This is a genomic window from Polynucleobacter necessarius, assembly GCF_900095175.1.
GTDB classification, from domain to species: Bacteria; Pseudomonadota; Gammaproteobacteria; order Burkholderiales; family Burkholderiaceae; genus Polynucleobacter; species Polynucleobacter necessarius_I.
The window spans coordinates 517,744-540,293 of sequence record NZ_LT606946.1 but is presented as its reverse complement, the minus strand read 5'-3'; the positions used below and the strand labels follow the sequence as shown (position 1 = coordinate 540,293).

The following is a 22,550-nucleotide window of genomic DNA, read 5'->3' as shown; positions in this document are numbered from 1 at the left end:
TCTTACGGCAAGCGGAAAAAGAAAAACCGCCCGAAGGCGGTTTCTCACTTGAAGCAGTTAAAACGAATTAAGCAGCTTTACGGCTTTTTGCAGCTGGCTTAGCTACAGCGTATTGGCCTTGAATGTTAGCCAATGCAGCGTCAACACTTTTCTCAAAGTTTGCTAAAGCGTCAGTTGCTGAAGCGCGAACTTGGTCAAACTGTTGGAGTGAAGTTTCGAATGCAGTTTTGAATGCAGATACAAATGCCTCAGAACCAGCAGGAGCTGTCTTAGTAGCTTCTTTAACAAACTTAACCATGTCAGCACGTGCGTCATCAATAGAAGCCTCAACTACTTGAGCAACTTCTTTGTTACCGTTACGTACAACTTTGTTTACCTTAGCTTGGTAAGCAGCAGTGTACTTAGCAGCTTCTTGAGCAGTTTCTGGCTGAGCCAATTTTGCCAACTGTTGTGCATCTTTAACTGCCAACAATTGTGCGCTTGCATCTTGAGCAACTACTAAAGCATCTTTAGCGGCAGCTTGGTTGATTTCAGCTAATTCTTTTGCACTTTCAACAGCTACTTGAGCCAAGTACTTAGCGTTTTCAACAGCTTTAGCTTGAGCTTGTGAGATTTGGTTGTTTAATTGATTCTGGAACATGATGTTTTCCTTAATAAATAAATGGGTTAAATTTGTTGCGATGCAACAATTATTTGCGGCAACGCAACAAAACGATCAAAAACACCATTTTTTGATTAAAAACAGCGGGTTGAGGGACTAAATAAATTGCTTCCTGAGGCCGATTTTGAAAAAAATCAGGCAAAAACAATGAAAAAACCACCCGAAGGTGGTTTCAAACTACTGGCGGAAGAGGCGTCAAATCACCACTATGTAGGCTTTAGACGGTTATGCGTAGGAATATGGGCAGATGGATGCCCAAAACCACCTTATTTTCCAAAGATAACTTACATCACTTAAGTGTTGTAAGTGCATCACCATCTCTAAATCCCTACATTGGTCACTAGCCCCATCCAGCTTGTTCCAAGCATTTGTGGTGGGAACAACTGTGGGGTATAGAAAGGAAACAAAATGCCAACAAACCTAGATTACCGTACCGCCCTGAACCTAAAAAAGCATGGTCGCTATACCGATTCGGTTACAAGAGGGCTGCAATTACTTTATAAGCCATCCGGAACGAAATATTGGCTTTTGAGATTCGCCTTCAATGGCAAGCGTCATGAACTTGGAATTGGCCCATTCCCTGGCCTTTTACCTAAAGAGGCTCGAGAAATTGCTCAAGAAGCAAGAACCTTGATAGCCAAAGGCGAAAATCCGCTAACAAGTAGACTTGCTCAAAAAGCCCAGCGTAAGGCTCTTGAAAGCAAAAAAGTAACCTTTAAAGACTTTGCTCTTACATGCATTGAAGACAAGCAATCCGAGTGGTCAAGCGATAAGCACGCAGCACAATGGACCTACTCGCTAGAAAAGTTTGCGTATCCAGTTATTGGTGATATGGCACTCGATGAAATTGATACAGACGACATTTTGAAGATATTGACCTCAATATGAAAATCCAAGACTGAAACAGCATCTAGACTGTGTGGTCGATTGGAATGGATTCTAGCTGCCGCCTGTACAAGAAAACTTCGAGATGGTATGAATCCTGCCCCCTGGCGTGGCCATCTACAAACAATCTTGCCAGCACCAAAAAGGATGATGGAAGTTCGGCATCACTCTGCACTAGCCTACCGGGCCTTGCCTGAATTTTTAATACGCTTACGCAATACAGATGGTGTTGTAGCACTTGCACTTGAATTTGCCATCCTTAATGCGTCAAGAACTGGTGAAGTGCTAGGCGGCCTTCGGTCGGAAGTTGATGATGGCATCTGGACTATTTCAGCAAGTCGCATGAAGGCACGCAAAGAGCATCGAGTGCCGCTTACAAGTCGCTCATCGGAAATTTTAGCAATTGCAAAAGTTATGGATGAAGGCAGCCAGTATCTATTTTCAAGAAACGGTAAGCCCCTAAGCAATATGGCAATGCCAAAGCTATTAAGACGGCTTAATCAAAATATTACTGTTCATGGCTTTCGCTCTACATTTAGGGACTGGGTATCTGAAGAAACCGAGCACTCCCCTGAAGTTGCTGAAATGGCTCTGGCACACACCATCAAAAATAAGGTTGAAGCAGCATATCGCAGGAAGGACCTTTTAGACCGTAGACGCATCCTCATGCATGATTGGCTCGACTTCTGCAACTCCCAGCAGTTTAATAATGTAACAACCCTATTAGCTGCATAAGATAGTTTTAGAAAGGAGCGGACGATGTCTGGACGGCAATTCAAAGACGGCAAGCCGCATACGCCTAAACCGAAAAATCCAAAACGACAAACTCTTGAGCAATCAGTTTTGGCAAAAAAGTATGCTCTGCTCCTGATGAAATATAACTTGTCACAAGAAAATATTGCTGACGATTTTCTGAATGAAGTTGCAAGAAACAAAAAAATTATCGAACGTGCAATTAATTTGGCCGACTTGCAACCTTTCGAAATGTTGATGAAATTAGCCGCCACAGAGTTACACCTTGAAACCGCCCTATTTTTGTACGATGAAACTTATAAACAAAAGCAATTCCTAGAAGCCTCCTACAACAGGACTTTGGAAAAAAGAGTAAGTAATGCTGCTAGCAAATCCGCTGGAAGAGCCAAAATGAATCAAAAGCATGTTTTGATTAAGCGTACTGCAGTACAGGTGCTTGAAAGCATACAGGATAAGGACTTCGAGTTATTCGGTAAAAAGATGCGTGCGAAATTTCCGGATACAAAACTATCACCAAGCACCTTAAGGGGATACTTTTTTAGAAATCACAGGCCTGAAGTCTACGGTAAAAAAAACTCACAACACATAAGTGATACGAATGAAAAAATGACCCATGTTTAATACGATTCAGTTGTACTCAACTAATCATTAAGGGGTTCAAATGGATGTAAATATAAAACTGCTTCGCATAGCAGATGTTTCAAAAAAACAACGCTTGCAAAAAGCACTATTTGGTTAAAAATTTCGCAGAGTAACTTTCCACGACCAACCAAACTTTCATCAGCAGTCAATGTATAGAAAGAATCGGAGATTGATGCTTGGATTGAAAGTAGATTTTCAGACATTAATCAGTAATCTCTAATGGCTCGAGATAAGACACAAAGAGCTGCAAAGGGTGGCGGACGAGATGGCGGTGGTTTTGCTGCAATGCCGTGGTCTGTACTTGATTGCAACGCATATAAGGGTCTATCGCACCCCGCTCGTTCATTGCTAATGGAATTTGCTAGGCAGTATGTAAGAGACAACAATGGTCGACTGCTTGCATCAACTAGATTTCTAAAGACTCGTGGCTGGAACAGTGCAGATGTCATTCACAGGGCAAAACTTGAATTAGTGGAAGCTGGTCTTATTTATGAAACCGTTAAAGGTCATCGCCCAAATAAGGCTAGCTGGTATGCAATCACATGGCAGAACCTAGATAAAGACAGTCGCTACGATGCTGGAGCATGGGAGGGATGGAAGCATGCACGAAGTGGGTACAAAAATACTGCTCTTATTCCGCCTAACGGCATAAAGGGACAGCCCATTGGACCTGCTAACGGAATAAAAGCATTACCTCCTACTCCTTTAGGCGGAACTATCAAGCCCAATAATTACTACTTGCCTATTCCTTTAGACGGAAACCATCTAGAACTACCATCTACATTAAGAAATTGATAATTCAAATGACAGAACATCGCATAGAACATCTGCCTATAAATCAAGTCAGAACTTAAGTTCTTGATAATCTTACCCCTCGTATCAATTTAGCAACATCCGAAGATATTAGGCGGGAGATGGCTAAAGTTTATCGAGAAACACGGTGCAACAAAATATTGCCCAGCAACGGTACAAAACTTGTCTATATGCTGATTAATATCCTCAAGGCTGAAGTCACCGAAATTGAGAAACGTCTTACAGACCTCGAGTTAGCCAATTTAGAGGGCAGTAAATGACGCTTAAAGCTCGCTTACAAACGTTAACCAATGGGCTAAAGTCTGAAGAGGTGAAAATTTACTATATGGGTTGGGCGGACTGCACTTGGTCCGAATCAGAGGGCCTGTTTAGACAAGACGGTGAATCTAAAGAAGACTTCTGTAGCAGAGTTTACCAAGCCACTAAAAAACAGTTTCTTTGGTTTGAATAATTTTGAGAACCAGGTAAATAGAGTAACTTAARATGGAAAATTAACGAAATATCTTAAATTTATTATCAATTTTATTTAACAGTTCAATAGACATCTCAGGGGTCAAATGAACTCTATCCATCGTTGTAAATATCATTTGATTATCGACAAAAATTTTGCACCCAGAATCTATGCACATAAAGTCGATTGGGGAAATATATTCAACCCTCATCTGCCTAGAAAAATCCCTTAGTTCCGCATCTATTGGATAAAATTTTTCTCCAGCAAGCCCAAAATTCATGTAATCAGGCAAAGAAAAATCAAGGCTGAAGCGTTTCCTTAGAAAATAGATATAAGTATTTTGAGCAAGACTACCATTCCATTGTGGAACTGGGCCAAGTAAAATAATTTTGGGAAATCAGTATGCTCCAAAAAACAAGTGTGGTATCGCCAAATATAAGGCGCTGGAGTTCGGATAAACTCATCGCTACCGAGAGCAGCAATTTTCAATTGCATTGGAATTCTCTCCGGAATGCCTTGTAAATAAACAACATAATACCCAGCACACCCAACGCCAAGCATGATTAAAACAAGGATGCCGACAGCGGAAAACTTTTTCCCTATTTGCCCAAATCGTATTGGACGCTCTATAGCGAGGTAGGTAAGCCAAGCTAGCAAAATTGATAAGGCAACTGCCAAGATGCGGATGGTCATAGTGGGAACCCCACCCCCTACTATTCGAGCAAATGACAGTAGCGGCCAGTGCCACAGGTAAAGTGGATAGCTAATTAATCCAATTCCAACAAAAACTCTATTTGAGTGTGATTAATCCACGCCTTAGGGCCAGCCATCAGCAACAATATAGTTCCCACAACTGGCACTAAAGCCCATTTGCCGGGGTAAATAAGGTCTTTGTTAATTCGCCAAAACCCATAAGCTAGTGATAGCAGGCCTATACAAATGCAAGTAGGTTCGCTAGGGTCTGAGCATTGGCATCCCGCTTATTTTTGTACAGCAAAATACAAAGGTATTGGTTTACTCTCTTGGCAAGGTTAGCGAAAAAACTTTGCTGATAAAGAGTGCCGCAAGCTAATAGACTGCCGCCAAGTAATTCCCAAAAACGGGTTTGAGGGGAATAAAAGGTAGCTACTTGGTCTTTACTAACACCCTTCAGATTGAGAACAAATGAGGCAATAGCGACTAAAACGGTAATGGTCAATAGATTAAAGTTTCACTTCCAAGCAAGCCACAGCAATAATGGCCAAACGATATAAAACTGCTCTTCAATGCCTAGGCTCCATAAGTGCAAGAGTGGCTTAATGTCTGCAGCATTATCAAAGTAGCCTGACTCGCTCCATAGCATTAGGTTAGATACAAAACCTGCCCCAGCAGTCATGTGTTTACCCAGCTGCTTGTATTCCACCGGCAAGCAAAGCAAACCAACCAAATGCAAAACAAGTAATTAGAACCAAAATGAGTGCTGGGAAAATACGCTTTATTCTGCGGGCGTAAAATTCCGAGAAGCTAAACACCCCTTTATCCAGGCTCTCAAAAATAATCGTGGATATTAAATAACCCGAGATGACAAAAAATACGTCAACACCAATAAGCCACCCTTGAGCCAAGCTGGGAAGGCATGAAACGCCACTACCGCCAAAACAGCAATAGCACGCAAGCCATCAATATCAGCACGGTATTTGGGGTGTGAAAGATGCGGGCTATTTGAAGGCATTTGATTAGTATATACCAAAGCCATCTAAGTAAGCAAATTAGATAACCCGACTGATGTTAAGAAAAACCAGGGTCATTAATTTATGAGTACTGTTACGCTTGCGTGGGAATATCTGTGGGAATAAATAGAAAAAGGGGCAATTAAGCCCCTTTTTACTTGACAACGTGGCGGAAGAGGCGGGATTCGAACCCGCGGTAGGCTATTAACCTACGCACGCTTTCCAGGCGTGTGACTTAAACCGCTCATCCACCCTTCCGTACAGCCATTGATTATACGTTTGCCAGAAGGGTTTGCCTCTAAAAGCGTATTAGCTACTTATACAGACTCTTTCAACTGATCCAAAATCGCTGGATTTTCTAGGGTAGAAGTATCTTGAGTCACTTCTTCACCTTTAGCAATCACACGCAACAAGCGATGCATAATCTTGCCGGAACGGGTCTTGGGCAAGTTATCACCAAAACGAACGTCCTTAGGTTTAGCAATTGAGCCAATCTCTTTACCCACCCAGTTACGCAACTCTGTCGCGATCTTCTTAGCATCATCGCCAATTGGGGACCACCTTTGAGAACCACGAATACACAGATGGCTTCGCCAGTCATATCATCTGGACGACCTACTACCGCTGCTTCAGCAACCAGTGGATTAGCAACTAAGCAAGACTCAATTTCCATCGTGCCCATGCGGTGACCAGAAACGTTTAGCACGTCATCGATACGACCTGTAATGGTGAAGTAACCAGTTTCTTTATTGCGAATTGCGCCGTCACCAGCAAGGTATAAAGTGCCACCCAATTCTTCTGGGAAATAAGACTTCACGAAACGATCTGGGTCACCCCAAATCTTACGAATCATGGAGGGCCATGGGCGCTTCACAACTAAGATGCCGCCTTGGCCATTTGGAACATCAACGCCAGCCTCATCCACAATTGCTGCCTGAATACCTGGCAATGGCAATGTGCATGAACCTGGAACCATTGGTGTTGCGCCTGGCAATGGTGAAATCATGTGTCCACCAGTTTCTGTTTGCCAGAAGGTGTCTGCGATTGGGCAGCGTGAACCACCAACATTCTCGTAATACCACATCCAAGCTTCTGGATTAATCGGCTCGCCGACTGAACCCAAGAGGCGCAATGAAGATAGGTCATAGCTCTTTGGATGTACTGCTGAATCATTGCTAGATGCTTTGATCAGTGAACGAATAGCTGTTGGTGCTGTGTAGAAAATAGTAGCTTTGTGTTTTTGGATCATGTCCCAGAAACGACCAGCATTTAGATAGGTTGGAACACCCTCAAACACGATCTCAGTAGCGCCTACAGCTAAAGGGCCGTAAGTAATATAGGAGTGGCCTGTTACCCAACCGATATCCGCCGTGCACCAGAACACATCATCTGGCTTAATGTCAAAGGTCCACTTCATTGTGAGGATTGCCCACAAGAGGTAACCACCAGTAGAGTGCTGTACACCTTTTGGCTTACCTGTTGATCCAGATGTGTACAAAATAAACGGTGGGTGCTCAGCACTAACCCACTCTGGCTCGCATGTAGCAGATTCGTTAGCAACAATTTCTTGCATCCATACATCACGACCTGCAGTCATCGTGACTTCAGAGCCTGTACGCTTGTTTACGATGGCGTGCTTGACTTTGCCGCACTCACCGGTAGAAAGGGCTTCATCACAAATCGCCTTTAATGGCAGAGATTTACCACCACGGAATTGGCCATCAGCAGTAATCACTGCAACGGCGCCTACGTCAATGATTCAGTCACGCAAAGCTTGTGCAGAGAAGCCGCCAAACACCACAGAGTGAATTGCACCAATACGGGCATAGGCTTGCATAGCAACGATGCCTTCAATAGTCATCGCCATATAAATGATGACGCTATCACCAGACTTGATGCCCATCTTGCGAAGTGCATTTGCCATTTTGCAAACGCGCTCGAGCAAATCTTGGTAAGTTACGTTTGTAACGGAACCATCATCAGCTTCAAAAATCAGTGCAGCCTTATTTCCGAGACCATTTTCAACTTGTCGATCTAAGCAATTGTATGAAGCATTCGTTGTGCCATCTTCGAACCATTTATAGAAAGGCGCCTTAGATTCATCTAAAACTTTGGTGAATGGTTTTTTCCAGTAAATGTTTTCTTTAGCAAGACGACCCCAAAAACCGTCATAATCTTTTTCAGCCTCAGCACAAAGCTTGTTGTAAGCTTCCATTCCAGGAATGGCTGCCGCTTTAACAAAGTCAGCAGGTGGGTTAAATACGCGGTTTTCTTGCATCAATGGTTCCATGCTTCACAGCCCTTCTATTCAATAATCAGTCGTCTTTTTCCGCGAAAATAGCGCAGAGTTAGGGCAATACATCCCCAAGAGCTAATAAGATAAGTGAAAACACGCTAGATTTGCTCTATGGCAAACCCTTAAAATACAAGAAACCTTACAAAATTAAGCTCAAAACCATGACAAATATCAAACAAAACGACCTTATTCAAAGCGTTGCAGATGCATTCCAGTTCATCTCCTACTATCACCCAAAAGACTTCATTTCCGCCATGGGCAAGGCTTACAAGCTTGAACAGGGCGCTGCAGCCAAAGATGCGATTGCTCAGATTTTGACCAATAGCCGCATGTGTGCTGAAGGTCATCGCCCAATGTGCCAGGACACCGGTATTGCGGTCGTTTTCCTCAAAATTGGCATGAACGTCCAATGGGGCGATGCCACGATGAGTGTGATCGAGATGGTCAATGAGGGTGTGCGTCGCGCTTACATGAACCCAGATAACCCTCTACGTGCCTCAGTTCTGACAGATCCCGCCGGTAAACGCAAAAACACGGGTGACAACACCCCTGCTGTTGTTCATTACGAAATTGTTCCAGGCGACGATGTTGAAGTCATCTGTGCCGCCAAAGGTGGTGGCTCTGAAAACAAGGCCAAGATGGTCATGCTCAATCCGTCTGACTCGATCGTAGACTGGGTACTCAAGACTGTTCCAACCATGGGTGCGGGCTGGTGCCCTCCCGGTATCTTGGGTATTGGTATTGGCGGAACCCCAGAAAAAGCCATGTTGATGGCAAAAGAGTCATTAATGGGTCCAGTTGATATTCAAGAACTGATCGCACGCGGTGCGAAGACTCGCGCTGAAGAATTGCGCTTAGAGCTATATGAAAAAGTTAATCAGCTCGGGATTGGTGCACAAGGTCTCGGTGGTTTAGCTATCGTTCTTGATATCAAGATCATGGAGTACCCAACGCATGCGGCTTCATTGCCAGTAGCAATGATTCCGAACTGTGCCGCGACCCGTCACGTGCATTTCCACTTGCATGGCGATGGTCCAGCAGTATTAGAAAAGCCTTCCTTATCCGATTGGCCAGATGTGACTTGGACTCCAGACACCAAAAAATCCAAGCGCGTGAACTTAGATACTTTGACTGCCGAGGAAGTAGCTGGCTGGAAAGAAGGTGAAACACTACTTCTGAACGGCAAAATTTTGACTGGTCGTGATGCAGCACATAAGCGCATTCAGGACATGCTCGCTAAGGGTGAAGAGTTGCCAGTGAGCTTTAAGAATCGCGTGATCTATTACGTTGGTCCAGTAGACCCAGTTGGTGATGAAGCAGTTGGTCCAGCTGGCCCAACCACATCAACACGTATGGATAAGTTCACTGAGATGATGTTGGCTAAGACTGGCTTGATCTCCATGATTGGTAAAGCAGAACGCGGTCCTACTGCAATTGAGGCAATCAAGAAACATAAGTCTGCTTATCTCATGGCCGTTGGCGGTGCTGCTTACTTGGTCTCCAAGACAATTCAGACAGCAAAGGTAGTTGGCTTTGCTGACCTTGGCATGGAAGCGATTTATGAGTTTGATGTCAAAGATATGCCAGTGACAGTAGCTGTCAGCTCCGCCGGAATCTCGATGCATGAGACAGGTCCAAAAGAGTGGCAAGCAAAGATTGGTGGCATTCCAGTCAAGATTGCTTAAGTTATTTATTCAATTGACTACCGTTAGTTAAGCGACCTTTACTTGGCACTCATCGGGGTATTTGATTCTGGCGTTGGAGGCTTATCCATTTTGGATGAGGCTTTGCGCCAGCTTCCCGAGCATGACTATATTTATCTAGCAGACTCTATCAATGCACCTTATGGAGAAAAGTCTAGCGATTGGGTAGCTTCGCGTAGTATGGAATTGTGCCAATACCTAGCAGCACGGGGGTGTGATGCAATTATGGTTGCGTGCAACACTGCTACTGCTGAAGCTATTGCACATATTCGCAATGAGCTTAGCAATATTCCGATCATCGGCGTTGAGCCTGGCATCAAGCCTGCAGCAATGCAGTCAGCCAATGGCATCGTTGGTGTACTCGCAACTGAAGCTACGCTCAAGAGCGATAAATTTAGCGCTTTGCTGGCAACACTTCCGAACTGCAAATTTGTGAAACAAGCTGGCGCTGGTTTAGTCCCTCTAATAGAAGCAGGCCAAGCCAATGGTGAAGAAACTTTGGAGTTGCTCGCCGAGCATCTAGAGCCCATTCAAGATGCGGGAGCAGACACCCTAGTGTTGGGATGCACGCACTACCCTTTTCTACGAAAAGCTATTCGTAAACTGCTGGGAGACTCAATCAACTTAATTGATACCAGCAATGCAGTAGTGCGTCAGCTTAAAAGAAAATTAGAGGCACAATGCAAGCAATTGAATGATGGCGATCAGGGCTCTATTCAATTCATTAGCAGCAAAGATGCCGAGCTTTTGCATCAAATGGCACATGAGCTGATGCAATCGGATCTCACTGAGCGCAGCTCTCAATCTCAGTTAGTGAGCACCTTTAGATGAGTGCCTTCTTCAGCCGAGTGAGTGCGCACCTGCCATTCAATACAAGCGAACGCTTCATTATTGGCATCGTTCTTGGTTTGCATTTCCTCTTTTTGATTGGTTTTCAGAGTGGCATGAAACCTGATAATGAAAATAATCTCGACGATGCACGAGTGATGGCAAACCTGGTGAGTCCCGAGGCCGCCAAGCAGCCTCAAGCTACTCCGACCACCCCACCTCCAAAACCAAAGAAGGAACAGAACAAGAAAACCGTGGATGAGAAATCCACGCAGGCACCTACGCCACCTCAAACTCAGCAACAAACGGCTACCCCACCAACACCACAGCAATCTAGCAGTGAATCACAGACCCCAAATGTCACGGTTGCACCTGCCACCAGCCCTGGTTCAAGCGGTACACCGATCCAGACCGACATTGGTAAACTGGTTGTGGTCTATCAGCCTGATGCAGATGCCTACCACCCTTCCTTCTCCAAGCGATCTGGCGAACAAGGTGAAGTCGTGGTTCGATTAATCATTGATGAGCCTGGCAGTGTTGAGGATGTGGCTTTATTACGCTCCAGCTCCTTTCCAAGGTTAGACCGCGCAGCAACAGAGATTGGTCGACGTTATCGCTTTAAACCTTTTTTAGTCAACGGCTCACCGCAAAGAATTTCTACTAACCTTTTAATTAAATTTAATTTAAAGAATTAATATTATGAATACACCATTTGGCTTAGCAAATCTCTGGCTTGAAGGCGATGCCGTTACCCGCTTTGTAGCAATCATCCTACTCACATGCTCTGTCGTGACCTGGGTCATTCTCCTGTCACGCTTTTAGGATTTGCGCACTCTGAATAAATTGAAGGTAGAGGTTGATCAATTTTGGCGTGCTACCTCATATGATCAAGGTCTGAACGCATTTACTAGCCATGCAAGCAATCCTTACTATCAGATTGCCAAGGCAGCAAGTGGTGCCTCCATCCACCATCAAAGCCAGTCCACCAATCATCGCGAGCTTCTGCAAACCCTTAACTACTCTGAGTGGATGGCGAGAAGCCTCAAGAACAGTATTGATGGTGTAGCAGCGCAATTCCAAAAAGGTCTCACCTTCTTAGGTTCTACTGGTGCAATATCACCGTTTGTGGGCCTATTTGGAACGGTATGGGGTATCTACCATACCTTAATCGCAATCAGTAGCTCAGGTAGCGCACAGATTGATCAGGTTGCCGGCCCTATTGGTGAAGCTCTCATCATGACCGCCCTAGGCCTAGCGGTCGCAATTCCTGCGGTGCTCGGATTTAATGCTATTAATCGCGCCAATAAATTATTGGTCGCCGACCTCAATCGCTTTGGTAATGATCTACTCGCCTATTTTGTAACTGGTGCCCGCGTGAAGTCCGGAGAATAAAGATGTCTTTTAATCTTCAGAACGATCAAGAAGAAAGCGGCATCATGGCCGAAATCAACATGACTCCGATGGTGGACGTCATGTTGGTACTGTTAATTATCTTCATCATTACCTTGCCGGTCATTCAGCAAGCAGTCAAAGTGGAGCTGCCGAAGGCTAACAGCGTACGCAATGAAGTAAAGTCAGAATCAGTTCAACTCTCGATTGATGCTCAAGGTCAAATATTCTGGAATAGCACGCCGATTGATTTAAAGACTTTTGACGGCTATGCAGAAAAGGCTGCTCAGAAAGAACCACAACCGGAAATCAATTTGCGCGCTGATAAGTCTGTGAAGTATGAGTATGTTGCTCAAGTGCTAGCAGCATCGCGCAGAGCTGGTTTAACTAAGCTCGGATTTGTAACTGAACCTAACTAAGGTTTTTTAGTAGCCGTGCACTGTTCTTGGTAAGTCTTTGTACCCTCACCGAGGCTTGCCGAGAGAATTCCACCTTTTATGGTCTCCGCTTTTCTCAACTGGCCTGTAGCGCGATTAATGGTGATCGCAGTGGTGACTGAACCAGCGCCATATTGAACACCGTCAAAACTCTCTGGTGGAAAGTGAGCCTCCATCGAAATCAGTACTGTGGATTCGGTGATAAGCACGTTCTTAACTATTTGCCGACCAAACTCATCTGATTGATCTAAATCTCGATCATCAACAAAGACTTTTGCCTTTTGATTTTTTGAAACAGGAATAAGCTTGAGATCGTAGGTTTCGGTGTAATTCTTTTCTGTGCGCTCACAAGTAAAAACCAGAGGCTCTACTGCTAAACAGGGAGTGGCAAATAGAAATAGTAGAAGAATAGGAAGGTATTTCAAGGATGCCTGAAATCAATCGATTGGTGCCCGAGGCCGGAATCGAACCGGCACGACTGTTTAGGTCGCAGAATTTTAAGTCCTGTGTGTCTACCGATTTCACCACTCGGGCTCGCACGAGCAATAAAGCCGTACTAAATAAATCAAGACAAGCAAAATTTTAGCATGCGAGGCTCATTGGGGGCGGGAAGCCCTCAATCATCTGGGTTGGTCTGGCAGCTAAGGCAAACCCACTAAACTATTCCCATGAAAATCTCCGCTCCAAGCCCAGCTCTTAAGGCTCTATTCAAAGCCGTCTTTTGGCTTGGTTCTGCAGCCCTAATATTGATCATTACAGCGGGAATAATCTACCTCGTTTCAGCTCAAACTAACCCCTCCGGTAAGCGGATCATTAAAACCCTTGGGGATTCGTTGCAATTAGCTTTGATGAGACAGATATCCCTCATATTCAGGCAAAGAGCTCGAGCGATGCACTCTTTGCTTTGGGCTATTTACATGCTAGCGAACGCTCCTGGCAAATGGAAATTAACCGCCGCCTATCCAGCGGTCGACTCTCTGAAATTATTGGCAAAGAAACTGTAGCGATTGATCGTTTTATTCGGACTCTAGGTATTAAGCATGCAGCCGAAAAACAGTTTGATCGCTACCCTATTGCCACCAAGCGATTACTGCAATCCTATGCAGATGGAGTTAACGCTGGCAATGCTCACTTAGGCTGGGTCCTACCAGTTGAATATTTTTTAACTGGATCTAAACCAGGTCATTGGTCCCCTACGGACAGCGTGACATGGATGTTGATGATGGCACTAGATCTGGGTGGTAACTGGCATAAAGAATTGCAGCGACTTGAGCTCTCGCAATTTTTAACTACGAAGCAAGTATGGGAAGTGATGCCAGCATATACGCCAGGCGACCCTGTGAGCAATGTTGACTTTGCCAAAATGTATCGGGACATCAATGTATTTAATCCGAATCCACTCACACGCGATCAAAAGTCGAAGAAGCTACCTGCAACTGAATTAGCTATCAATGAAGTGCCAGGCGGCAAGGATGGCCTTGGGTCTAATAACTGGGCGCTGAGCGGGCAGCTCACAGCCTCTGGCAAACCTTTACTTGCGAATGACCCACATCTCGGCTTATCAGCACCGGCGATTTGGTACATGGCTCATATGGAGGCACCAGGCCTCAATGTCATTGGCGCTACCCTGCCTGGTATTCCGGTGGTGGTGCTAGGTAGAACTGATAAGTTCGCTTGGAGCTTTACGAATCCCGGCCCAGATGTTCAGGATTTATATATTGAGCAATTAGACCCAAAAAATCCTGGTGTCTATCGAGGCCCAGAGGGCTCGCTCCCTTTTAAAGTTCGCCAAGAAATCATCGACATCAAGGGTCAGCCCCCTCTGCGCTTTTTGGTTAAAGAGACACGACATGGCCCCGTGATTTCAGAATCATATGCACGAGCCAAAAGAGCGATTGATACCGATCGCTTTGCCCTCAGCTTACGCTGGACTGCCCTGGATATTGAAAATCAATCTGTTGCCGGTTTGCTGGAGATGAATCACGCCAAAGACATCAATGCATTTAAGCAAGCGCTGCGTAAAAACTATGCTCCCATGCAAAACGTGGTGATGGCAGATGTCGATGGAAAGATTTCACTTCAGGTGGCTGGTGTTGCCCCTAAGCGCACCCTGCACCAAGGGCTATATGGAGTAGCACCCGCACTCGGCTGGGAGAAGCAATATGACTGGGCTGGATACGTTCCATTTGATCAACTGCCCAGTAGTAATAACCCAGACGCAAACTGGATAGCCACAGCGAACCAAAGAATATTGTCTAGTAACGATCCCAACCCACTGACTGGCGACTGGGATTTACCAACCCGCTACGACAGAATCGTAGACCTCATCAAAGGCAAATCTGTGCATGATCTTGCCTCCATGAAATCAATGCAAGCAGATACCCTCTCTTTGGGCGCTACACCATTATTAGAATTATGTAAGTCCGCTCAATCAAAACATCCTTTAGCTCAACAAGCCATTGAGCTGAGCAGAAGCTTTGATGGTGATATGAAAATAGATAGTGCTGGTGCACTCATATTCAACGCCTGGGCTGATCAGCTATCAAGAAAACTTTTTTCTCGTTTGGGATATTTGTTCACAGAAAATTATGGGGCACGCAACTTTAGACAGCCTTTGATTTTGCAATTGCAAAATCCCGATAGCCCTTGGTGCAATGATCCCAATACTGAACAAATTGAAAGTTGTGCGGACGCTTCCAATGCGGCGCTTGATAAAGCACTAGAACAACTGAGCATCCAATTTGGTAATAACCCCAAAAAATGGACTTGGGGCAATGCACATATTGCCGTCTCAGAGCATCGCCCCTTAAGCAAGGTCCCGCTCTTGGGAAGCCCTTCAATTTGACGCAGTCTTTTCCTGGAGATAGCTTTAGCATCAATGTGGGGCGCCTAGAACTTCTCAGGGCCGATAATCCTTTTGAAACTAAGCAGGCTCCAAGCCTTCGGACGCTCTTTGATTTATCTGATTTAGAGCAATCTCTCTTTATTTATCAAACTGGTCAATCTGGCTGGGTGCAAAGCAAGCTCTATCGGAATATGAGTGGACTTTGGGCTCAAAATGAATATCTCCCGCTGCAAATGAAGCCCAAAAAAATTAGCCAGCAACTGGATCTGAATATTAAGGAAAAATAAGCCGGGGAGTTTAGAATAGGGCCTAAAGGCCCGATTCGGGTTTAGCTGATTGATTGATTGATAACGCTATTGAATATGAAAAAATTACACGCACTCACTATTTTTGCCACCCTCTCCTTACTACCGTTCTCTAGCAGCTTCGCTGAGTGGAAAGAATTGGGATCAAATGAGTTAATGGTGGTTTATATAGACCCAGATACTGTTAGTGCTTCCGGCGAAAAAGCGCAGATTATGTCGATGTTAGATTTTAAAAAACCTGGCGTAAATCCCAAAACAAAGCAGCCGGTTAGCTCAATCATTGGGATCAATGAATATAACTGCCCAGCTATTAGCTATCGCCCAATCGAATACAAAGAGTTTGCTGGCAATAAAGGTAGCGGCGCAGTAGTTTCAGATAACAAGACTCCAGATAGTGAATTTGAACCTGTTGTAAATGAATCATGGGCAGCAGGAGTGTTTAACGTTGTCTGCCAGCGCAAATAATTACATTTCTTTGAGTGCTTGCCTAAGCAGACCAAAACCTTCGGGCTGGTCTGCTTTTTGCTTTTATCTAAGCATCAGTCTTGGAGGAGCTGCCCTTTGCCTCGGTATGATGGGTTGCGCAGCCCCTCTTTTAGCCCTAGGTAGTTCAGCAACTGGTGTAGCTAGCTCTGTTGAAACTGCCGCTGTCTCGGTAGCAGTAGCAAATCCTTCAACAGCGGCGAGCGCTATCTCTACCGCAACCACCGGAAAATCCCCTTTGGAGCATGCTGCTTCTGCAGCCACCAAACAAGATTGCAATTTCCTCAATGCTTTGGGGCCTAAACCCATTTGTAACGATATTCCCGTTCCCACTATCAAAGATATGAGTGAGCCTTATCCAGGCCCTGCAGATAGCCTGACTACTTCTAAATAAGCAGTCTAAAATCAGACTTTATAAGCAATTCCCTCTACTAAAGCCATGACCACAGAAAATTACTACCTCACACTTACCTGCCCTAATCGACCAGGCATTGTTGCCGCAGTTTCAACCTACATCTTTGAATTGGGTGGTGACATTGAAGAGGCTCAACAATTCGATGACAAAGCTTCTAAACGCTTCTTTATGCGTGTGAGCTTTAGCTGTAGCGCTGATAGCAACACTTTGAGAACTGGCTTTGTAGAGATCGCTGACCGTTTTGATCTCACTTGGGACTTGCGTGCTGTCAAAGATTTAAAACGTGTATTGATCATGGCATCCAAGTTAGGTCATTGCCTGGTGGATCCACTCTATCGCTGGCGTATCGGTGAATTACCAATGCTTATTTGCGGAATTGTTTCCAATCATCCGCGCGAGGTGTACTCCAGCATTGATTTTGCTGACATTCCGTTTTATCACCTGCCAGTAACACCAGAAACTAAACCAACTCAAGAAGCAAAGCCGCTAGAGATTGTTGCTAATTCAAAAGTGGATATGGTTATTTTGGCGCGCTATATGCAAATTCTGTCGGATGACTTGTCCACCAAATTATCTGGACGCTGTATTAACGTTCATCACTCATTCTTGCCTAGCTTCAAAGGTGCAAAGCCTTACCACCAGGCTCATGCTCGTGGTATTAAGTTGATTGGCGCTACAGCACACTTTGTTACTAGCGATTTGGATGAAGGTCCAATCATTGAACAAGACGTGACTCGCGTCACCCATGGCGATACACCTGAAGACTTGGTTCGCAAAGGTCGAGATTTAGAGCGCACTGTGCTTTCACGTGCTTTTCGTTATTACTTGCATGACCGCGTCTTGATTAACGGCGCCACTTCGGTTGTCTTCTCCGATTAAGTTGAATCTCTGAGGCCTTATTTATGATCTCCGGCCTTGTTCAAATACTGTTATTCCAGAGTCTAGGCGAGCTCGTATCCAAGTTCGCTTTGCCGACTCTTCCCGGTCCTGTGATTGGCTTGGTCCTTTTGATTGTTTGGCTGGTACTACGTAAAGGAATTAACGACGATCTCGCGATGGTCGCAGACGGCTTTAGCCAATACCTTGGACTCTTATTCGTACCGGCAGCAGTAGGTGTGGTCCTATTTTTACCCCAACTCAAAGCCAATGCACTGGCTATTGTGAGCGCCTTAGTGGGTAGCGTTATTCTGACAATCGCCACAACGGCAATTGTTGTCCACTTTTTAAGCGCAAAACATCAGAGCACTGAATCATGAGTGAAAAGCACTCCATCGTAGAGATTTGGGTTTACCTTTCGGCTAGCCCCTTATTTGCCCTCTTTATTACTTTGGCAGCCTATCAAATTGGCCTCTTGATCTATAAAGCCACCAAACAGAATCCCCTAGCGAACCCAGTAGCTATTGCCATCATCTTGGTGGCCAGCATGATTCAATTCATTGAGATGCCCTATTCCACCTATTTTGAAGGTGCGCAATTTATTCACTTCTTATTAGGCTCGGCCACTGTGTCATTGGCAATACCAATATATAGAGGACTCAGCAGTCTTAAGGGTCGATCTTTTCCTTTGCTGGCGTCTTTAGTTGTGGGTGGCTTGGTATCTATCATCAGCGCCGTCAATATCGCCAAGCTATTCGGTGCCGATTCCAGCATCACTGATGCCATGTATCCCAAGTCGGTGACTGCACCAATCGCATGGGTATCGCTGAGCGTATTAGTGTATCCCCAACTCTCACCGCTATCTTTGCCGTCACCACCGGAATTCTGGGGGCTATTTTGGCGCCCTTTATTCTGAATGCATTGGGGATGAAAGCATGGTGGCAGCGCGGCTTTGCCATTGGCATTGGTGCTCACGATATTGGCACCTCGAGAGCATTTAGTATTCATCCTGAAGCAGGCACATATGCCAGTCTCGCTATGGGCATGAATGGCGTGATTAGTGCGGTAGCTATTCCGATTTTGTATCACATCTTTAATTAAGAAAATTGCAATTATGTTGATTTCTCCTCCTTATAGTGGCGCCCGCGCCCCAGCGTTAGCTAAGAATGCTGTTGCTAGCTCACAGCCTTTAGCAACCCAAGCTGGTATTGAAGTTCTTCAACATGGAGGAAATGCGGTTGATGCGGCTTTAGCAACAGCAATCACACTCACCGTAGTTGAGCCGACCATGAATGGTCTCGGTGGGGATGGCTTCGCATTGATTTGGGATGGCAAAAAACTCCATGGCATGAACGCCTCTGGTCGCGCACCAGGAGCATGGACGCCAGACTATTTTTCAGGCAAAGCTGCAATGGATTTGATTGGCTGGAATACCGTAACCGTACCAGGCATGGTGTCAGGATGGATTGAGTTATCTCGTAAATTTGGCAAGCTACCTTTTGCGCAACTCTTTAAGCGCGCAATTGATTATGCTGAGAATGGTTTTCCAGTTTCACCGGTGATTGCTCGCCAATGGCGCGAAGCAGTTCCGATTCTAAAGAATCAACCGGGCTTTAGTGAATCTTTTTTGATCGATGGCAAAGCCCCGGTTGCCGGCCAAATATGGCGCTACCCGGCTCAAGCAAAAACACTTCGTGAAATTGCTGATACTGAAGGTGAATCTTTTTATACCGGTAAGTTAGCGCAAAGCATGGTTGACTTCGCACAAAGTACTGGTGGTTGTTTCACCATGACTGACTTTGCAAACAATCAAACCGAATGGGTTGAGCCTTTAGCATTTGATTACGGCGAATACACTCTCCATGAAATTCCACCCAATGGCTCGGGCATCGCTGCGCAAATGGCACTGGGTATTTTGCAGGCAGCCAATGTAAAACAATATCCTGCAAATTCTGCGCAACGCATTCATCTTCAAGTAGAAGCAATGCGCATTGCTTTTGCCGATGCCTATGCCTACGTATCTGATGCCAGCTCGATGACGGTGGAAGCTAGTGCTTTATTAGACAGAGATTATCTAGCTAGCCGTGCTGCACTCATTAATCACAATCAAGCGGGTAGCTATGGTGCGGGGGATCCTCATGCTGGTGGGACCGTTTACCTTTGTGCTGCAGATGAATCCGGCATGATGATTTTTTACACTCAGTCGAACTTTAAGGGCTTTGGCTCGGGAGTTGTTGCCCCCGGCGGCATTGCACTCCATAACCGCGGCATGAGCTTTAGCCTGAAAGATGGCCACCCCAATCAACTAGCGCCAGGTAAGCGCCCTTTTCACTCCATCATTTCTGCATTCCTAACAAAGGGCAATCAACCCACTATGGCGTTTGGTGTGATGGGTGGCAATATGCAGCCACAAGGACACATTCAGTTTGTCATGCGATTTGTTGATGAGTATCTCAATCCCCAAGCTTGCTCTGATGCGCCCCGCTGGAGAATTGATGATCTTGGCAAACTCACGGTAGAAGCTTCTATGCCCACAGCGGTGGTTGAAGGCTTAAAGGCGATGGGGCATGAAGTGACTGTAATGCCAGCAAACAGCTTGGATTTTGGTAGCGCCCAAGCAATTGCACTGCTCGGCGAAGAAACTAAAGATGCCTATATTGCTGGTAGCGATCATCGCCGCGATGGATTAGCAGCGGGCTTCTAAGCAGTTAACCACTCTGGTTTCTCATCTTCTAGATTCTGGAGTTCACTAAAAATAAAATCATCGCCGCCCCTGGCGATGATTTTTTAACTCTCATCTCAATCAGCTCTGGTCATCCCCTTGCCCTGATGCCGCAACTTCGAAGCGCTGCTCGTCGAGCCAGTGAACTCATCGCTTCCGCCAAGATCTTTTTTTCATTTGATGAGCACAGAGTAGCAACATGAAGAATTTTAATGAGGGCTCCCACTCAATCTCCTTTAAATACATTCCAATCTTTCAATCATGGATTAATCAATTTGATAAAATGTGTATATACAACACAGGGGGGAGAGAGTGTGAAAAATCTGATGATTATCCCAGCAATTGAAGAAAAATTAAATATCAAACATCAAATTACCCGCCAGGATGTTGAGCAGTGTTTCATTAACAGAACTCGCTCTTATCTTCTAGATAATAGACTTGATCACCAAACAGAGCCTCCCACAGAATGGTTTATCGCAGAAAATGATCGGGGAATTCTAATAAAAGTAGTTTTTATCTTTGATGATGGACTGATCTACTTAAAAAGCGCATTTCCACCTAATTCAACTGAAATTCGTATATACAATACAATATCAATACCTTACTAAAAGTGTCATTTCTGAGAAAGTGACAAAATATTAAAACTCAAAAGCGGGGGAAGCGATGATCGCAAAAAATAAGAAGATAAAAATTGAGAATTCGGCTGAAGCTTGGGAGCGTGGCGAATTTGGCAACGACCTTAAGCATGCAAGAGCCGTCGATAAAAAAATTGGGGGCCAAATTGATGAGGCACTGGGATTACAAATGATCTCCATCAGACTAGAGCAAGACTTAATTGAGTCCTATAAGCTCTTGGGCGCTAAATACGATATAGGCTATCAACCTCTCATGCGCGAAGCCTTAAAAAGATTCATTGAGGGCGAATTTAAGCTAATTGCCAGCGAAGCACTAGAAAAACAGCGGGCCGAGAAGCAAAAAAGCAATAAGAGAATGACAAAAGCGGCTTAGCCAAGCAAACAATTCAAATAGAAACGCTTCACCTCTTGGTCGCAGCTCACATCCCTGGGCTGTATGGGTTGCTCTAGGGTGATCCCTTCAATTGAGGTGCAGCGACTCAGGGCCACATAGACCTGCCCTGATGCAAATGCTCCCGATGAGAGATCTACTTTAATCTTATCGAGGGTTTTGCCCTGGCTCTTATGAATGGTGACAGCCCAAGCTAGCATTAATGGGATCTGCACAAAGGTACCAATGATGTTGGGTGAAATCTTTCCAGATATCATGTCATGGTCATAGCGATAGGATTCCCACTGATGGCCCTTTACTTCAACCGTATTGGAGTAAGGACCATTCTGCACCATGACTTTCACGCTATTGGGTAACAATTCACGCACTACTCCGATTGTGCCGTTGACCCAACACTTAGGAAAGTTGCTATCAGTCGCGGTAAACATGACCTTTGCACCCACCTTCAAAGTCAGATGATTGGGTGAAGGCAAATTACGGTCGTCAACATTAAACTTGCCGGTGCTATTACCGGCGTAGACTTTGGCATCAGTAGTTAATGCACGCAGGCCTGCATTATTAATTTGATCGGCACGCGCATTGGTTGTAGTCAGCGTAATTGTTTGATCATCTACCTCTGGTGCATTTTCAAAACACTGCTCATTCAGAATATTGAGTGCCTCACCAATATCTTGATTAATACGGATCTGATTGAGAAGTCCTGCAAAGTGGGCATCCTTCTGACGGAAGATCTTAGACAACTCCACCATCGTCACATCTTTACGATGCAAAGCCATCGCACAGAAGAAATAAGGACCTTCATAGCCGCGCTCAGATAGCACCTGCATATCCGCCTGAGATACTACTGGCGGCAACTGAAATAAGTCCCCCACAAACATCACTTGAATGCCGCCAAAGGGTTGGCTCTTATGAGGGCCATTGGCACGCAGAAATAAATCCATTGCATCAATCACGTCTGCTCTCACCATGGAGATCTCATCAATGATGAGTAGTCGGATATCTTTATAGAGGCGCTTATCTTTTAAAGGCTTGATATCCTTCTCTGGAAAGATCAAGCGTGGCGGCAAGCGAAAGAAGGAGTGAATCGTGACACCCTTCACTTGTAATGCAGCTACACCGGTTGGTGCCACCACCACGACATTACCTGGGATGTTCTCGCGCAGATAGCCAATTAAGGTGGTCTTGCCGGTACCCGCTTTACCACTCACAAAAATATAAGGGTCGTGACGCTCAATGGCGTCGATTACCTCCTGGTATTCAGGGGTAATTTCAATGGCGGATGGGTCTACTACGGGATTGGTCATCCCCTAT

Annotated in this window: 28 protein-coding genes, 2 tRNA genes and 2 pseudogenes; 20 read left to right on the top strand and 12 right to left on the bottom strand. The window is 45.1% G+C overall.

Going from position 1 to position 22,550, the window contains the following annotated elements; all coding sequences use genetic code 11:
* Positions 1 to 67: 67 nt before the first annotated feature.
* Positions 68 to 640 (bottom strand): phasin family protein, encoded by a 573-nt coding sequence (locus DXE44_RS02910; protein WP_114652501.1) that lies wholly within the window; start codon positions 638 to 640, stop codon positions 68 to 70.
* A 429-nt stretch (positions 641 to 1,069) separates the two neighbouring features.
* On the opposite strand from DXE44_RS02910, the gene DXE44_RS10250 reads away from it, so the two are divergent.
* The 4 genes from DXE44_RS10250 (at position 1,070) to DXE44_RS02885 (ending at position 3,736) form a co-directional block, all read left to right on the top strand.
* Positions 1,070 to 1,549: a tyrosine-type recombinase/integrase gene (locus tag DXE44_RS10250; protein ID WP_197712815.1), complete on the top strand. Its 480-nt coding sequence runs from the start codon at positions 1,070 to 1,072 to the stop codon at positions 1,547 to 1,549.
* Between the two features lie 87 nt (positions 1,550 to 1,636).
* Positions 1,637 to 2,281, top strand: a complete 645-nt coding sequence (locus DXE44_RS02900) for a tyrosine-type recombinase/integrase (RefSeq protein ID WP_197712814.1) — start codon at positions 1,637 to 1,639, stop codon at positions 2,279 to 2,281.
* A 24-nt stretch (positions 2,282 to 2,305) separates the two neighbouring features.
* Positions 2,306 to 2,920 (top strand): hypothetical protein, encoded by a 615-nt coding sequence (locus tag DXE44_RS02895; protein ID WP_114652500.1) that lies wholly within the window; start codon positions 2,306 to 2,308, stop codon positions 2,918 to 2,920.
* A 240-nt stretch (positions 2,921 to 3,160) separates the two neighbouring features.
* A complete protein-coding gene (locus DXE44_RS02885; RefSeq protein ID WP_114652499.1) occupies positions 3,161 to 3,736 on the top strand; it encodes a hypothetical protein in 576 nt (191 codons plus the stop codon).
* Positions 3,737 to 4,245: 509 nt separating this feature from the next.
* On the opposite strand, the gene DXE44_RS11335 is transcribed toward DXE44_RS02885, so the two are convergent.
* The 8 genes and pseudogenes from DXE44_RS11335 to acs all read right to left on the bottom strand — a co-directional run.
* Positions 4,246 to 4,536, bottom strand: coding sequence for a hypothetical protein (locus DXE44_RS11335; RefSeq protein ID WP_415065518.1), 291 nt, complete (start codon positions 4,534 to 4,536; stop codon positions 4,246 to 4,248).
* Positions 4,524 to 4,898 (bottom strand): hypothetical protein, encoded by a 375-nt coding sequence (locus DXE44_RS02870; RefSeq protein WP_114652496.1) that lies wholly within the window; start codon positions 4,896 to 4,898, stop codon positions 4,524 to 4,526. The genes DXE44_RS11335 and DXE44_RS02870 overlap by 13 nt, the downstream gene beginning before the upstream one ends.
* Before the next feature lie 238 nt (positions 4,899 to 5,136).
* Positions 5,137 to 5,403 (bottom strand): hypothetical protein, encoded by a 267-nt coding sequence (locus DXE44_RS11330; RefSeq protein WP_415065077.1) that lies wholly within the window; start codon positions 5,401 to 5,403, stop codon positions 5,137 to 5,139.
* A 12-nt stretch (positions 5,404 to 5,415) separates the two neighbouring features.
* Complete coding sequence (locus DXE44_RS11325; protein WP_415065561.1) at positions 5,416 to 5,637, bottom strand: hypothetical protein; 222 nt, start codon at positions 5,635 to 5,637, stop codon at positions 5,416 to 5,418.
* On the bottom strand, positions 5,585 to 5,809 hold the full coding sequence (locus DXE44_RS11320; RefSeq protein ID WP_415065075.1) for an acyltransferase family protein: 225 nt from the start codon (positions 5,807 to 5,809) through the stop codon (positions 5,585 to 5,587). The genes DXE44_RS11325 and DXE44_RS11320 overlap by 53 nt, the downstream gene beginning before the upstream one ends.
* Positions 5,752 to 5,916: a hypothetical protein gene (locus tag DXE44_RS11315; protein WP_415065073.1), complete on the bottom strand. Its 165-nt coding sequence runs from the start codon at positions 5,914 to 5,916 to the stop codon at positions 5,752 to 5,754. Before DXE44_RS11315 ends, DXE44_RS11320 begins: the two co-directional genes overlap by 58 nt.
* Positions 5,917 to 6,081: 165 nt before the next feature.
* Positions 6,082 to 6,172, bottom strand: a tRNA-Ser gene (locus DXE44_RS02860).
* Between the two features lie 283 nt (positions 6,173 to 6,455).
* Positions 6,456 to 8,129 (bottom strand): annotated as a pseudogene (acs, locus tag DXE44_RS02855) (acetate--CoA ligase); the annotation flags it as partial.
* Positions 8,130 to 8,371: 242 nt separating this feature from the next.
* Here acs and DXE44_RS02850 point away from each other — a divergent pair.
* From DXE44_RS02850 to DXE44_RS02830, 6 genes are read left to right on the top strand one after another with little or no spacing between them, the layout of a single operon-like run.
* A complete protein-coding gene (locus DXE44_RS02850) occupies positions 8,372 to 9,895 on the top strand; it encodes a fumarate hydratase (protein WP_114652495.1) in 1,524 nt (507 codons plus the stop codon).
* A gap of 42 nt (positions 9,896 to 9,937) precedes the next feature.
* Positions 9,938 to 10,744 carry a glutamate racemase gene (gene murI / locus DXE44_RS02845; RefSeq protein ID WP_114652494.1) on the top strand — a complete coding sequence of 269 codons (807 nt, stop codon included), beginning with the start codon at positions 9,938 to 9,940 and terminating at the stop codon, positions 10,742 to 10,744.
* Entirely contained in the window at positions 10,741 to 11,436 is a 696-nt protein-coding gene (locus tag DXE44_RS02840; protein ID WP_114652492.1) for an energy transducer TonB, read from the top strand. Before murI ends, DXE44_RS02840 begins: the two co-directional genes overlap by 4 nt.
* Positions 11,437 to 11,440: 4 nt before the next feature.
* The gene (locus DXE44_RS10920) at positions 11,441 to 11,563 is read left to right on the top strand and encodes a hypothetical protein (RefSeq protein WP_269460666.1); all 123 of its coding nucleotides are present in this window, start codon (positions 11,441 to 11,443) and stop codon (positions 11,561 to 11,563) included.
* A gap of 3 nt (positions 11,564 to 11,566) precedes the next feature.
* Complete coding sequence (locus tag DXE44_RS02835; protein ID WP_231970556.1) at positions 11,567 to 12,133, top strand: MotA/TolQ/ExbB proton channel family protein; 567 nt, start codon at positions 11,567 to 11,569, stop codon at positions 12,131 to 12,133.
* Between the two features lie 2 nt (positions 12,134 to 12,135).
* The gene (locus DXE44_RS02830; RefSeq protein WP_114652489.1) at positions 12,136 to 12,549 is read left to right on the top strand and encodes an ExbD/TolR family protein; all 414 of its coding nucleotides are present in this window, start codon (positions 12,136 to 12,138) and stop codon (positions 12,547 to 12,549) included.
* On the opposite strand, the gene DXE44_RS02825 is transcribed toward DXE44_RS02830, so the two are convergent.
* Both DXE44_RS02825 and DXE44_RS02820 read right to left on the bottom strand, forming a co-directional pair.
* Positions 12,546 to 12,992, bottom strand: coding sequence for a hypothetical protein (locus tag DXE44_RS02825; protein ID WP_231970555.1), 447 nt, complete (start codon positions 12,990 to 12,992; stop codon positions 12,546 to 12,548). The genes DXE44_RS02830 and DXE44_RS02825 overlap by 4 nt on opposite strands.
* 21 nt (positions 12,993 to 13,013) lie before the next feature.
* Positions 13,014 to 13,101, bottom strand: a tRNA-Leu gene (locus DXE44_RS02820).
* A gap of 304 nt (positions 13,102 to 13,405) precedes the next feature.
* Between DXE44_RS02820 and DXE44_RS02815 the strand changes: the two genes are divergently transcribed.
* From DXE44_RS02815 to DXE44_RS02775, 10 genes and pseudogenes are all read left to right on the top strand, one after another.
* Positions 13,406 to 15,412, top strand: coding sequence for a penicillin acylase family protein (locus DXE44_RS02815; RefSeq protein ID WP_331851852.1), 2,007 nt, complete (start codon positions 13,406 to 13,408; stop codon positions 15,410 to 15,412).
* On the top strand, positions 15,409 to 15,699 hold the full coding sequence (locus DXE44_RS10535) for a penicillin acylase family protein (RefSeq protein WP_231970554.1): 291 nt from the start codon (positions 15,409 to 15,411) through the stop codon (positions 15,697 to 15,699). The genes DXE44_RS02815 and DXE44_RS10535 overlap by 4 nt, the downstream gene beginning before the upstream one ends.
* Before the next feature lie 75 nt (positions 15,700 to 15,774).
* The gene (locus DXE44_RS02810; protein ID WP_114652487.1) at positions 15,775 to 16,182 is read left to right on the top strand and encodes a surface-adhesin E family protein; all 408 of its coding nucleotides are present in this window, start codon (positions 15,775 to 15,777) and stop codon (positions 16,180 to 16,182) included.
* A gap of 106 nt (positions 16,183 to 16,288) precedes the next feature.
* Positions 16,289 to 16,594, top strand: a complete 306-nt coding sequence (locus tag DXE44_RS02805) for a hypothetical protein (RefSeq protein ID WP_162785861.1) — start codon at positions 16,289 to 16,291, stop codon at positions 16,592 to 16,594.
* A gap of 45 nt (positions 16,595 to 16,639) precedes the next feature.
* A complete protein-coding gene (purU, locus tag DXE44_RS02800) occupies positions 16,640 to 17,494 on the top strand; it encodes a formyltetrahydrofolate deformylase (RefSeq protein WP_114652483.1) in 855 nt (284 codons plus the stop codon).
* Between the two features lie 23 nt (positions 17,495 to 17,517).
* Positions 17,518 to 17,871 (top strand): CidA/LrgA family protein, encoded by a 354-nt coding sequence (locus DXE44_RS02795; protein ID WP_114652481.1) that lies wholly within the window; start codon positions 17,518 to 17,520, stop codon positions 17,869 to 17,871.
* Positions 17,868 to 18,592: pseudogene (locus DXE44_RS02790) on the top strand (LrgB family protein). Before DXE44_RS02795 ends, DXE44_RS02790 begins: the two are co-directional and overlap by 4 nt.
* Positions 18,593 to 18,605: 13 nt before the next feature.
* Positions 18,606 to 20,195, top strand: coding sequence for a gamma-glutamyltransferase family protein (locus tag DXE44_RS02785; protein WP_114652479.1), 1,590 nt, complete (start codon positions 18,606 to 18,608; stop codon positions 20,193 to 20,195).
* Positions 20,196 to 20,527: 332 nt separating this feature from the next.
* Positions 20,528 to 20,821, top strand: a complete 294-nt coding sequence (locus DXE44_RS02780) for an ADP-ribosyl-(dinitrogen reductase) hydrolase (RefSeq protein ID WP_231970553.1) — start codon at positions 20,528 to 20,530, stop codon at positions 20,819 to 20,821.
* 55 nt (positions 20,822 to 20,876) lie between these two features.
* A complete protein-coding gene (locus DXE44_RS02775) occupies positions 20,877 to 21,221 on the top strand; it encodes a hypothetical protein (RefSeq protein WP_114652477.1) in 345 nt (114 codons plus the stop codon).
* On the opposite strand, the gene DXE44_RS10915 is transcribed toward DXE44_RS02775, so the two are convergent.
* Entirely contained in the window at positions 21,218 to 22,543 is a 1,326-nt protein-coding gene (locus DXE44_RS10915; protein WP_114652475.1) for an ATP-dependent DNA helicase, read from the bottom strand. The genes DXE44_RS02775 and DXE44_RS10915 overlap by 4 nt on opposite strands.
* Between the last annotated feature and the right edge of the window lie 7 nt (positions 22,544 to 22,550).